General features: G+C 46.0%; 12 protein-coding genes and 1 tRNA gene. 8 read left to right on the top strand and 5 right to left on the bottom strand.

What is annotated here, in order from left to right:
* Positions 1 to 28: 28 nt before the first annotated feature.
* The 4 genes from ACZIX4_RS12885 to ACZIX4_RS12870 all read right to left on the bottom strand — a co-directional run bounded on the left by ACZIX4_RS12885 (position 29) and on the right by ACZIX4_RS12870 (position 3,156).
* Positions 29 to 116 (bottom strand) — tRNA-Ser (locus ACZIX4_RS12885).
* A 40-nt stretch (positions 117 to 156) separates the two neighbouring features.
* On the bottom strand, positions 157 to 1,182 hold the full coding sequence (locus ACZIX4_RS12880) for an asparaginase (RefSeq protein ID WP_463336047.1): 1,026 nt from the start codon (positions 1,180 to 1,182) through the stop codon (positions 157 to 159).
* On the bottom strand, positions 1,175 to 2,308 hold the full coding sequence (locus ACZIX4_RS12875) for a 1-acyl-sn-glycerol-3-phosphate acyltransferase (RefSeq protein WP_463336046.1): 1,134 nt from the start codon (positions 2,306 to 2,308) through the stop codon (positions 1,175 to 1,177). The genes ACZIX4_RS12880 and ACZIX4_RS12875 overlap by 8 nt, the downstream gene beginning before the upstream one ends.
* 74 nt (positions 2,309 to 2,382) lie before the next feature.
* Positions 2,383 to 3,156: a TatD family hydrolase gene (locus ACZIX4_RS12870; protein ID WP_463336084.1), complete on the bottom strand. Its 774-nt coding sequence runs from the start codon at positions 3,154 to 3,156 to the stop codon at positions 2,383 to 2,385.
* Positions 3,157 to 3,269: 113 nt separating this feature from the next.
* On the opposite strand from ACZIX4_RS12870, the gene ACZIX4_RS12865 reads away from it, so the two are divergent.
* From ACZIX4_RS12865 to gap, 7 genes are all read left to right on the top strand, one after another.
* The gene (locus tag ACZIX4_RS12865; protein WP_463336045.1) at positions 3,270 to 3,707 is read left to right on the top strand and encodes a retropepsin-like aspartic protease; all 438 of its coding nucleotides are present in this window, start codon (positions 3,270 to 3,272) and stop codon (positions 3,705 to 3,707) included.
* A 44-nt stretch (positions 3,708 to 3,751) separates the two neighbouring features.
* Positions 3,752 to 6,613: a choice-of-anchor L domain-containing protein gene (locus ACZIX4_RS12860; protein ID WP_463336044.1), complete on the top strand. Its 2,862-nt coding sequence runs from the start codon at positions 3,752 to 3,754 to the stop codon at positions 6,611 to 6,613.
* A 235-nt stretch (positions 6,614 to 6,848) separates the two neighbouring features.
* Positions 6,849 to 7,739: a lipoyl synthase gene (lipA, locus tag ACZIX4_RS12855; RefSeq protein WP_463336043.1), complete on the top strand. Its 891-nt coding sequence runs from the start codon at positions 6,849 to 6,851 to the stop codon at positions 7,737 to 7,739.
* A gap of 27 nt (positions 7,740 to 7,766) precedes the next feature.
* Positions 7,767 to 8,219, top strand: a complete 453-nt coding sequence (locus tag ACZIX4_RS12850; protein WP_463336042.1) for a hypothetical protein — start codon at positions 7,767 to 7,769, stop codon at positions 8,217 to 8,219.
* An 11-nt stretch (positions 8,220 to 8,230) separates the two neighbouring features.
* Positions 8,231 to 8,773 (top strand): GNAT family N-acetyltransferase, encoded by a 543-nt coding sequence (locus tag ACZIX4_RS12845; RefSeq protein ID WP_463336083.1) that lies wholly within the window; start codon positions 8,231 to 8,233, stop codon positions 8,771 to 8,773.
* The gene (locus ACZIX4_RS12840; protein WP_463336041.1) at positions 8,770 to 9,495 is read left to right on the top strand and encodes a DUF1796 family putative cysteine peptidase; all 726 of its coding nucleotides are present in this window, start codon (positions 8,770 to 8,772) and stop codon (positions 9,493 to 9,495) included. Before ACZIX4_RS12845 ends, ACZIX4_RS12840 begins: the two co-directional genes overlap by 4 nt.
* 2 nt (positions 9,496 to 9,497) lie before the next feature.
* A complete protein-coding gene (gene gap, locus ACZIX4_RS12835; protein WP_463336040.1) occupies positions 9,498 to 10,493 on the top strand; it encodes a type I glyceraldehyde-3-phosphate dehydrogenase in 996 nt (331 codons plus the stop codon).
* Between the two features lie 173 nt (positions 10,494 to 10,666).
* Here gap and ACZIX4_RS12830 read toward each other — a convergent pair whose 3' ends face one another.
* Positions 10,667 to 11,632: a GlxA family transcriptional regulator gene (locus tag ACZIX4_RS12830; protein WP_463336039.1), complete on the bottom strand. Its 966-nt coding sequence runs from the start codon at positions 11,630 to 11,632 to the stop codon at positions 10,667 to 10,669.
* Between the two features lie 166 nt (positions 11,633 to 11,798).
* Here ACZIX4_RS12830 and ACZIX4_RS12825 point away from each other — a divergent pair, with 166 nt between their 5' ends.
* Positions 11,799 to 12,221, top strand: a complete 423-nt coding sequence (locus ACZIX4_RS12825) for a DoxX family protein (protein WP_463336038.1) — start codon at positions 11,799 to 11,801, stop codon at positions 12,219 to 12,221.
* Positions 12,222 to 12,251: the final 30 nt, after the last annotated feature.

Genomic DNA, 12,251 nt, shown 5'->3' with positions numbered 1-12,251 from the left:
TTTGGAAGATTTGGGATAATAAAATTTGCAGAAGGGAAGGGATTCGAACCCTCGATACCCTTTTGAGGTATACACACTTTCCAGGCGTGCGCCTTCGACCACTCGGCCACCCTTCTGTATATTGGCAAAAATACTCTAAAAAACCAAACGGCAAAATTATTGGGTAAGCTCCCCGCACACAGGCGCTTCAAACAGCAGCTTAAAACGGTGTGCAGGCACCTGCATACCCAGCAGGTACATCATTTTGGTAATGGCGGCTTCGGTGGTAATATCAGCGCCGCTTATTACACCAATTTCTTTAAGCAGGGTACTGGTTTCATACTGGCCCATATTTACACGGCCGCCGCTGCACTGGGTTACGTTTACCACATGCACGCCGCTTTCTATAGCCTTTTGCAATATACCAATAAACCACTCTGCCGACGGTGCATTGCCACTGCCATACGTTTCCAGCACTATACCTCTGAGGCCGTCTATGGCAGTTATGGCGCGTAGTACCTGTGCTGTAATACCCGGAAACATTTTTACAATAGCCACATTACCGTCAAACCCCGAACGCAGCTCAAACTCCTCGCCGTTTTGCGGCAAAAGTTGTTCCCTGTGTACACGCAGGTGTACGCCACTTTCGGCAAGCGCAGGGTAATTGGGCGACGTAAATGCGTTAAAATGCTCAGCGCTTATCTTAGTGGTACGGTTGCCACGGTACAGTTTGTATTCAAAATAAAGGGAAACCTCACGCACTATGGGCAGTCCGTTATCGTGCAGCGAGGCTATCTGTATCGCGGTAATAAGGTTTTCCTTGGCATCGGTACGCAGGTCGCCTATGGGCAATTGCGAACCCGTAAATACCACCGGCTTTTTCAGGCCGTGCAGCATAAAACTCAGCGCCGATGCCGAATAGCTCATGGTATCGCTGCCGTGCAGGATTACAAAACCGTCAAAATCATTGTAGTTGTCTGAAACGATACGCGCCATCTTCTCCCATTTCGCCGGGTCCATATCACTGGAATCGATGGGTTTTTCAAACGACATAGTTTCTATATCGCAGTCCAGTTGCCTTAGCTCCGGGATGCGTTGCAGTAGTTTACTAAAGTTGAATACCTTAAGGGCGCCGGTGTCAAAGTTCTTCACCATGCCTATGGTACCCCCGGTATATATGAGCAGTATACGGGGCCTATGCATCCTGGTATTTCATTTTATTTACCACCGGGTTAGCATACATGGCCAGGAAACCTTCGCGCAGTATAGGGTTTTCTATATCAATACGCATTTCCAGCCTGCGCTCAAAAACCTGTTTTTCTTTTTCGGTATACCTGTCGGCAAACTGCGTAGTACCGTGCAGCAGGTCATACGCTATATAGTTTGTAGGCCATAATTTATAGCCGGTAATAATCGCCTGGTCTATCACCTGTGCCAATGATTGCAACTGCTTGTTAGCGCTGTCGCTCTCGGTGGCTATGATGTCCAGCTCAGCATCAAGCGGGGTGCCTACATGCAGGTGGATGTGTTTCTTTTGGCCTATGATTCCGCTAAGCAGCGTAGTAAAATCTTCGTTTTTCTCCTTTACATACACCTCATCGTTAGCCTTAGCCAAAAGCTGCGGCATTTTCAGTGCATCGGTAGGGTCATATTCATACGAAATGGAAACCGGTACTATCTTCAGCTTACGGAAAAACTCGGTAAGCGACTGGCCTTCATTGGCCATAGCCAGCATTTTCAGCACACCCTGCTGGGTAGCATCTTTGCCGTCTTTAGTACGGCCTTCGCGCTGGGCTATCCATACACTACGGTTTTCGCGGCGTATAAGGTGGTATATGTATTCGCTCATCAGCTTGCTGCTTTGCAGCATTTCACGCGGCGAAAGGCTGCGCTGTACCAAAAAGTTCCTGTTAAGGCGCGACAGTATGTGCAAAAAAGGCTTCTGCACCAGGTTGTCGCCTATGGCGCTGGCGGTCATGGTAAGCCCTTTTTCAAGCAGGGTAACATTCAGCAACGACGTATCAAGTATAATATCGCGGTGGTTGCTTATGTACAGGTACGAAGTATGCGTCTCAAGGTTTTCAAAACCCGAAGTGGTAAGCCCTTCCGAACTCTTTTTAAGTACTTCCTGAATGGCGTTATAAATGAAATTCGCCTGGAAATCGCGCTTGGAATGGGTACGCAGTAGTTGCGCCTTCCATTCTTCCTCGGGCATTTCCGGGAACGTGAAACTCATCAGGGCTTTCATCATCGGGTGGTGTACCACACTGCCCAGGGCCTCATTTACTTCGCTGTCATAAAAAGGCCGGATCTGATCAAACTTCTGCATGTGTCTCTTTTCAGGGTTTTAAGGTGAATTTACAAATGAACGAAAATTTATTGGATTTAAACCGTAAATACGCGTTAAATACCATACACATCTGCCGAATTTTGTGTGGTAATGCGTGCTACTTCGGCTACGGTAAGGCCGTAAATTGCAGCCAGTTTTTCGGCTACTAGCGCCACGTAAGCGCTTTCATTACGCTTGCCGCGGTGCGGCGCCGGTGCCAGATACGGCGCATCGGTTTCCAGCACTATATTTTTTATATCTATTTCATTCAGGAATTGGTCTATTTTACCGTTTTTAAAGGTAGCCACGCCGCCTATACCCAGCTTCATGCCATAGCCTATGGCCTTTTCGGCATGCTCCTGAGTCCCGGTAAAACAATGGAAAATACCGTACAGCCCCTCCCCTTTTTCACTTTCCAGCACTTCAAAAGTTTCGTCAAAAGCATCGCGGCAGTGTATGTTTATAGGCAGGCCATATTGTTTGGCAAGGCGTATCTGGCGGGCAAAGGCATCCTGCTGTTGCGGCAGGAAGGTTTTATCCCAAAACAGGTCTACCCCTATTTCGCCCACAGCATAGAATTTTTTATCAGCCCGGGCCAGCTCCTGCTGCACAAAAGCGAGTTCGTCTTCGTAGTTTTCCTTTACATGCGTAGGGTGCAGCCCCATCATCAGGAACACATTATCAGGGTACTGCTGCTGCACGGCATACATACCGTTAGCATACGTGCTGTCTATGGCCGGTACGAAAAGGCGGGTAACCCCTGCATTAAATGCGCGCTGCACCATGGCATCGCGGTCTTGCGAAAATTCTTCTGAGTATAAATGGGTATGCGTATCGGTAAGTATCATTATCTGCAATAAATCGGCAGCAAAAATACAAAGTTGATGCAAAATTTAGCTTTGTAGTACCGATTTTTAATCTAATTTTACCATAACCATCAATAAAGCTATAACACACCTACATGAAAGACCTGCACGCAATCCTGAGGAAGGATGGCTATAAACGTATTAAGTTTAAGCTGAGCAATACCCAGCACCTGCTTATTAAGGGCAAGATAAACGGCATAGCCGGTAATTTTATACTGGACACCGGTGCCAGCAACAGCTGCGTAGATTTTGAGGGGATTGAGTATTTTGCGCTGCACGCAACAGACTCAGACACACGAGCAGCCGGGGCGGGTGGCACCGGTATGCTTACACAGACTTCACTGCAAAATTCACTAAAACTGGGGCGTTGGGCTACTAACAACCTGGGACTGGTAATCTTTGACATGAGCCATGTAAACGAAGCCCTGCGCCAGTATAAAGCCAAACCCGTACACGGCATTATAGGTGCCGACATATTGCTTAAAGGAAAAGCCATAGTAGATTATAACGATTTTTGCCTGTACCTTAAATAGTTACGATTTAATTTATTACATTTAGAACCAAATCACCAATTATTATGAAACAACTCTTCCTTTTTATGGGAGCGCTGTGGTTTTGCAATGTAATAGCCCAGCCTGCCAACGACGATTGTGCCAATGCCATACCCCTAACACCAAGCCCTGCAGCTACCTGCACCAACAGCTATACCGGTACTTTGGCCGATGCTACGCCTTCGGGCATTACAAACACATGCAGTACCGATAACACAGGTGGCGATGTATGGTTTTCGTTTGTTGCCAGCAGCTCATCGTATAAAATAACCACATCATCTAACGTGGCTTATACAGTATACAGCGGCACCTGCGACAACCTTACGCTAAAACTGTGCAGTACCGCTACTGCCCCGGTAGTAAAAAACATAATACCCGGGCAAACCTATTATATAGAAGTATACACGCTTACCGAAGCAGCAGAATTTGACATCTGTATACTTACACTGCCTTCCATAACAATAGATGCCACAAGCTACACCGCCGAAGCGTTGGTTACCCAGGTATTGGGCGGCAGCACCTGTACCCCGGTTACCAATATTACGGCATCGCCTATGGAAAGCATCGGTTATTTTGAAAAAGGCCCTTCAGATTTTGCATTTGAAAACGGTATTATACTTTCTACGGGCTTACTAACCAATGCGCCCGGCCCCAATACTACTGCCGGAACCAGCAGTGACAATGGTACAGGTAACGACGCCGACCTGGCACAGTATATCCCATTGACCAATGCAAACTGGACGTACCATAACACTACAAAACTGGAGTTTGACTTTACGGCCGTATCTGAAATATTTACACTCGATTTTATATTTGCTTCAGAAGAATATCCGATGTTTCAATGTAATTTCCAGGATGCTTTTGCCTTTTTAATTACCGACCTCACTTATGATTACACATTCAATATCGCCTTAGTACCCGATACTATTATACCCATAACTACCGGCACGGTACGAGACTACATATACAATACCGCTTGCGGGGGTGCAAATTCAGCGTATTTTGACACCTTGTACCAACCAAGCAATGACGACCTTACAGCACCGTCAATTTACAACGGATATACTGTACCGATTACCGCAACCGGATACCTTGAACCCGGACACAACTACCACATAAAGCTTGTTATTGCGGACGGCATTGACCCGGTAATGGACTCCGCAGTGTTTATAGACGGCAACAGCCTTAACTTTGGGCAGTTTAACCCCGCTGCAGTATCACTGCAATCTACCGCAGGCGATGTACTGTGCGGCAATGATGGCACTGCACTGACCCTGGGCAATAACCTGCCATCGTCATTAACCTACACCTGGGAATATAATGGCGAACCCATGCCGGAAACAGGTAGCTTCGCGTACATCTACGAACCCGGAGACTATAGCGTAACCGTATCATGGGGCGAAGGCTGCACATCTACATACAGCACTACCTTAGGCAGTGGGCAGATTGCCGATTTCAACAATATGGAAATCCCTCCTTACATACTATATGAGCCTGCCGGCACCACTACTGCACAATTTGACATGGAGGCCTTTGCACAACAGTTTTTGCAGATGCCGGGACTGGAAGGGTATAGTGTAACTTTTCACCAGTACTACTATTATGCAGAAAACAACATAGAGCCTATTGTAGGCAACTATACCAATACAGCCGGTACGCAAACCCTGTATGCCTTAGTAACCAGCCCCACAGGGTGTACTGCAATAGTACCGGTAACCATAAGCGTAGAAAACTATACCCCTATAAATTTAGAATCGGTTTACAACGAATTTGCCTGCGAAGAAAACACTGACGGCCATTTAGAATTTAACTTAGCCGGATTAGGATACTTTTATTTTACCCAGGCAGGATATAGCGGGGAACAGTACAGCCATGCTTTCTACCTTGATGCCGCTGCCCTTGCAGCGAATACTCCATTACCCGGATTGTATACAAATACCACAGCAGGCTATCAGCAAATTTTGTTTAAAGTATGGGAAACGGCAATACCCGAAAATACCATGGTAAGCCCGTTTAACCTGTATGTGGAAAATGCCGCCATAGCAAACCCTGTAACGTCTTTAACCGTTTGCGACAACGATGGCACAGACGATGGCAGCACGGTGATAGACCTTACTGTTATTCAACCGGAGCTACTGGGTTCGCAGCTACCCGGCGTATACAGTGTAGGCTACTTTACCAGCACAGATGCCGCCAATGTAGGCGATGTTACCGCACCCGGGTACATAGCCAGCCCACAGGCGTATATTACCACAGGAGAAACCGAAGTTGTATGGCTGCGCGTTACAAACACAGGCGCTGTGGGAGGCTGCTATGCAGTAACCGGCGTGGAAATTACAACGCTACAGCTGCCACCTGCTAACACACCTGACACATATACCATAACCGAAACAAATTATGACGGTGTAGCAACCTTCGACCTTACTACTACCATAAGCGAAGTATTAGGTGAGGGAACAAACCCGGACGACTACCAGGTATATTTTTCAGACACTACAGACACTTTAGGGTCGCCAATACAAAACCCTGAAGCTTATACCAACATCATAAACCCGCAAACCCTTATGGTTACAGTTTTTGATAATGAAACGGGTTGTAGCAACAGTACCCTGCTTACCCTTTCGGTAGAAACGGCGGCAGGTATAGAAAATAATGCTTTCGGTTCACTTAAGGTATACCCTAACCCTGCCGAGAGCCAGCTGAACATAAGCAACACGGCTGCCCTTACCCGTGCCGAGCTGTACACCATATTAGGCCAGCAGGTAATAAGCAAAGACCTTAACAGCACCGGGACAACGCTGGATATACAAAACCTGCAGGCAGGCGTGTACCTGCTGAAGGTATACAGCGGCAACAGCAGTACAACATTAAGGGTGATAAAAAAATAAATTTCTACTATTTTAAACATTCGCAGGTAGGGTATTTGGGGCTTAAACTGTATATACAGCTACAAAACCATTTAAGCGATAAAAAAGTTTTTAGTAGTTAGTTAAGCTATGCATGGCCTGCCGAAACGCAGGCCATTTTTTTATGGTATTTACAGCATCTTATTTGCAAAAACCATGGGGTGTGCGTATATATAAATACCGTATCTTTGTATCCTGATTTCGAGAGTTTGATTACATGGAAACAGTTTTAGACACTACCAGGCCTGTTGCACAAAACGGGCTCCTTACACAAAAACCAAAATGGCTGAGGGTAAAACTACCTACAGGCGAAAAATATACCGAACTGCGTGGTCTTGTAGACAAGTACAAGCTGCATACCATATGCACATCGGGCAGTTGCCCTAACATGGGCGAATGCTGGGGCGAAGGCACCGCTACGTTTATGATACTGGGCAACATCTGTACACGATCGTGCGGGTTTTGCGGTGTAAAAACCGGAAGGCCTGAAACGGTGGAATGGGACGAACCCGAAAAAGTGGCGCGTTCTATAAAGCTGATGAACATAAAGCACGCAGTTATTACCAGCGTAGACCGAGACGACCTTAAGGACGGCGGCTCTATCATTTGGGCTGAAACCGTGAAAGCAGTACGCCGCATGAGTCCGGGTACGACCATGGAAACCCTTATACCGGACTTCCAGGGCATAACCCGCAACATAGACCGTATTGTGGAAGTAGCACCCGAAGTGGTATCGCACAACATGGAAACCGTAAAGCGCCTTACCCGCGAAGTGCGTATACAGGCAAAATACGAGCGTAGCCTTGAAGTACTGCGCTACCTGAAAGATACCGGCATTAACCGTACTAAATCAGGTATTATGCTGGGGCTGGGTGAAACCGAAGCCGAAGTACTGCAAACCATGGAAGACCTTCGCAGCGTAAACCTTGACGTAATCACTATAGGCCAGTACCTGCAACCGAGTAAGAAACACCTTCCGGTTAAGGAGTTCATTACCCCGGACCAGTTTAAGAAATATGAAGAAATAGGCCTTGAAATGGGCTTCCGCCATGTAGAAAGCGGTGCACTGGTACGTTCGTCATACAAAGCACAGAAGCATATTTTATAATTTGTTTCAGGTTTAAAGTTTCAGGTTATGGAAAAGCAGGATTTAGTTGTTAGTTTTTCTACATTACGTGAGGCGTACTGTGACGTAAAAAGTTTTTTGGAACAAGAAACCGGAGATGCTGTTACCTCTTTGTCTACAACTATTGAAGGCGATTTGAGCTTATATGGTGATGATAACTATTATATGCTAATAAAGTTCCTGGACAAATATAACCTGAACGATAGCGGTTTCAAATATGACGAACATTTTCGTTCTGAAAGTGAAATCTTTGGCATGGGCAGTATGTTTCTGTACCTCCTTTTGTCTCCTCTTTATATCATAAAGGCCGTTTCATTTGGCAGGATTAACCTATTGCCTCCGGCAGGTTATTGGGACAGAAAAATTAAAGACCTTACTTTTGGCGATATGCTGGCATGGTACCTGACCAAAGAATTTAAACACCGTTCTGACCTGAATATTAAGTTGCCCGTTAACACCTAAAAAAGTACGAGCTGGATTTCCCCGAACTACATACCGAAAGGCTTATCCTCCGGGAAATAAATCCGGAGGTGCATAATTATATCTACACCAATTTTACCGATGCCCAACTCATGTTCTTCCTGGGGCTTGATGCTGAGGCTTTGGCAAAGGAAAAAGCAAAGTACAATGGAGGGTTGGTTACGTTCAACAAATCATATCTGTACCATACCATTACCGAAAAGAAATCGGGTACTGTAATTGGCCGTTGTGGTTTTCATACCTGGTACATCCAGCACAACAGGGCTGAAATTTTTTATGACCTGTACAGCGACGACTATAAACGCCTAGGCATAATGACTGAAGCACTCAATGCGATATTAGCTTTTGGATTTAGCGATATGAACCTGCACCGCATAGAAGCCATGACCGCTACTTACAATACTGCAAGTATTAAAACGCTTTTAAAATTCGGTTTTGTACAGGAGGGCGTCCTGCGCGAGCATTACCTTGTAGGCGACAAAATGGAAGATTCGCTTATGTTTTCGTTATTAAAACACGAATTTTCAGGCCGATGAGAATCCCATTAATTTACATCCCGAAAACGCGGTTTAAACATTTCCTGCACATCGAAAAAAATTACAGGTCCTCAAGGCCGGTTATATCTGTTGGCTGTGACTGCCACCCTGCATACTGCCTGCAAAAGCTGCACATAAGGCAACAAAGCTACCCGTTTGACTGGCTGAATACCCAGCCGGAAAATGCTATAGAATATGTGTTGGACAATATAGAAACCGGTTTTACGCATTTTATACAAGGCCTTGGTAAAAACAGGGCAGGCGATGTAGTAGCGTCTCGCTATCCTTATGCCGAATTTATCCACGAGCCTGAACTTGCGGGTAATAAAGAAGCACAGGAGAAAATGACACGCAGGTACAAAAGGTTTATGGATATATTCCAGCGTGAAGCGGTAGATTTACTTTACAACATCCCTGCCGAAAGCATAAAAGATGCGGCAACAATACAGCATATAGTTGAAACTGTACGTGCATTAAGCAGTAAAATAAAAGACGGGCGCATTTGCATCTACATACGCTACGATGAACATACCGAAGAAAATGCCCAGTTGTCAAACCAATTGATCACGCTTCTTAGCGAAATACCGCATGTAGTCGTGGTTAAATATTGCCGGGAATTCAGCAAATACGGGTTATGGGGTAATGCTTCAGGATATCCGGCATTGCTTGCGTCGTTGGGCATCGAACTATCTTTACAATTTCCTAAAATTTACATCAGGTAACCATGAAAACAAAAATAGCCATTAACGGTTTCGGACGCATAGGCCGTAACCTTTTCAGGCTGCTGCTAAACCACCCTGCCATAGAGGTGGTAGCTATAAACGACATAGCCGATGCCCGTACCATGGCGCATCTTGTTAAATACGACAGCATACACGGCACCCTGCCTTATGAGGTTTCGCATACCGAATATTCTATTATCATCAACGGTGTTTCCTATCCTTTTACACGCCATAAAGATGCAGTTGATATTAACTGGGCTTCGTTTGACGTGGATATTGTGGTAGAGGCTACCGGTAAGTTCAAGACCCTGGAAGATGCCGAAAAACACCTGGCTTCGGGCGCTAAAAAGGTTATCCTGTCTGCACCACCTGAAGACGACCGCATAAAAACGGTAGTACTGGGCGTAAACCACGATATACTGGACGGTACCGAAAAAGTACTATCTAACGCCAGCTGTACCACAAACAATGCCGCCCCAATGATGATGGTGATTAACGAGCTGTGCGGTATAGAACAGGCGTACATTACCACCGTACACTCGTATACTACAGACCAGAGCCTGCACGACCAGCCGCATAAAGACCTGCGCCGTGCCCGTGGCGCTGCACAAAGCATAGTACCTACCACTACCGGTGCCGCTAAGGCACTGACCAAAATATTCCCGGAATTTATGGGCAAAATAGGCGGTGGCGGTATCCGTGTGCCGGTGCCGGACGGTTCACTTACCGACATTACCTGCTATGTACGTAAAGAAGTAAGCATAGACGAGATAAACAACGCGTTTAAAACCGCAGCGCAATACAACCTGAAAGACATACTGGCCTACACCGAAGACCCGATAGTATCGGTAGATGTGCTGGGCAATCGCAATTCGTGCCTGTTTGATGCGCAACTTACATCGGTAATTGGTAAAATGGTAAAGGTAGTAGGCTGGTACGATAACGAGATTGGCTACTCGTCGAGGATTATTGACCTGATTGGTTATATTTCTAAATAAAGCTACTGAGACGCTGAGCTTCTTAGCTGCTAAGCCGTTTAGAAGCTCAGTTTATTTATTATGCACCAGATACTCCTGACGTGATATATCTGAGCAACCTTCCCAACACCAAACCGACCGGAGTGGAACTATAAACCATGAACAACAAACCATGAACAACAAACCATGAACAGTTACACCACCTGCCCGCTAAACTTCTCGCGATACATGGTCGGAGTCATGCCCACAGTGCGCTTAAACAACGTACGGAACGTTTTCAGGTCGTTGTAGCCGCTTTCCAGCATCACTTCGGTTATGCTGTAGCGTGACTGTTCCAGCATTTGCTTGGCGGCTTCTATACGGGTTTTTTGCAGGTATTCTATAGGTGTTATACCCGTTACCAGCTTAAAACGGCGCACCAGGTTGCGTCGGCTCGCCGGTACTGCGGTTATAATTTCCTCTACCGTATTGGCACGGCTGAAATTTTTCTTTATCTCCTCCTGCGCTTTTTTTACCAGGTCATCGCCATGGCCTTCATAAGGCGTAAACGACCCAAAATACGTTTGTCGGTTACGGTCCAGGTCGATGCTGAACATTTTTGCTGCCCTTACCGCTACTTCCTTACTGCAATAAATTTCCAGCAACAGCATCAGCAAGTGGAAGGTATTGGTAGCGCCACCACTTGTAAATACCTTATCCTGTTCGGTTACCACGGCATCCGGCCTTAGCTGTACCTGTGGGAACAGTCGTGCAAAATTACCGCCCGCATTAACATGTGTGGTAGCCGGCCTGTTGTCCAGCAATCCGGCTGCGGCAAGTACAAACGCCCCAGTACAAAAGCTGGCTACGGCAGCACCTTTGGCATGCTGTGCCACCAACCACGGGAACCACTGCGCATTTGCCCTCAGGCCATCGGGCAGGGCATCGTTTTTAAAGGCGGGCACCATAAGCAGCCCATAAGTGTCGTCATGGGAAACATCTTTTATCGTATAACCTTCATAATCGTTTCCCTCATGCCCGGGCAGGCGTAGTAATGTAATGGAGAAAGGCTCGCTTTCACCTGCTTCACGGTAAAAGCTGTTTGCAGTTTCAAATACATCCATTAGTGCTGCTACACTCAGCAGCCGGTAGTCTTTTAGCAACAATATGCCTACTTTCATAAGGGGTACGTTAATCAGTTGATTTCAAAGGTACACGTTTTTTGTCCTGAATACCCCCTGCGATTGACTTTTTAGCACAGCAAGGGTTACAAATGGTATAGATACTTTTGTATCTGAGCCAAAAAATTAGTACTTTCATAATAATAACAACTTAAAACTGCTTCTTATGAAAAAACTATTAAGCCTGCCCCCTCTCGATACCGACCTCGGCGTACTGCTGCTGCGCCTGTTCTTCGGTGGTATGTTCGCCTATTACGGCTGGGGTAAAATTGAAAATTATGATGTGATACTGCCACAGTTTGGCGACATCATCGGCATTGGCCCAAAGCTGTCGTTTAACCTGGTAATCTTTGGCGAATTTGTATGCGGGCTGCTTATAGCCATTGGCCTGCTTACCCGTTTTTCGGTTATACCGAGCTTTATCACTATGGTGGTGGCCTTTTTTATAGCCCATGGCAAAGACCCGTTTGCCGATAAGATACCGGCATTTACGTACCTGATACTTTCGGTAATCATCTTTATAAACGGAAGCGGGAAATACTCTGTAGATGCGTTTATCTTTAAGAAAAAAGAAACTGATAGCCTATAACCCAACAGCACACTAAAACACACAAAACAA

Source organism: Flavobacterium niveum (assembly GCF_055231775.1).
Note: the sequence above shows the minus strand (reverse complement) of the source record. Positions and strands in the feature narration are given on the sequence as shown.

Coding starts and splice junctions, on each gene's coding strand:
- ACZIX4_RS12880 (WP_463336047.1), bottom strand. CDS start 1,182: ATGCATAGGCCCCGTATACTGCTCATATATACCGGGGGTACCATAGGC.
- ACZIX4_RS12875 (WP_463336046.1), bottom strand. CDS start 2,308: ATGCAGAAGTTTGATCAGATCCGGCCTTTTTATGACAGCGAAGTAAAT.
- ACZIX4_RS12870 (WP_463336084.1), bottom strand. CDS start 3,156: ATGATACTTACCGATACGCATACCCATTTATACTCAGAAGAATTTTCG.
- ACZIX4_RS12865 (WP_463336045.1), top strand. CDS start 3,270: ATGAAAGACCTGCACGCAATCCTGAGGAAGGATGGCTATAAACGTATT.
- ACZIX4_RS12860 (WP_463336044.1), top strand. CDS start 3,752: ATGAAACAACTCTTCCTTTTTATGGGAGCGCTGTGGTTTTGCAATGTA.
- lipA (WP_463336043.1), top strand. CDS start 6,849: ATGGAAACAGTTTTAGACACTACCAGGCCTGTTGCACAAAACGGGCTC.
- ACZIX4_RS12850 (WP_463336042.1), top strand. CDS start 7,767: ATGGAAAAGCAGGATTTAGTTGTTAGTTTTTCTACATTACGTGAGGCG.
- ACZIX4_RS12840 (WP_463336041.1), top strand. CDS start 8,770: ATGAGAATCCCATTAATTTACATCCCGAAAACGCGGTTTAAACATTTC.
- gap (WP_463336040.1), top strand. CDS start 9,498: ATGAAAACAAAAATAGCCATTAACGGTTTCGGACGCATAGGCCGTAAC.
- ACZIX4_RS12830 (WP_463336039.1), bottom strand. CDS start 11,632: ATGAAAGTAGGCATATTGTTGCTAAAAGACTACCGGCTGCTGAGTGTA.
- ACZIX4_RS12825 (WP_463336038.1), top strand. CDS start 11,799: ATGAAAAAACTATTAAGCCTGCCCCCTCTCGATACCGACCTCGGCGTA.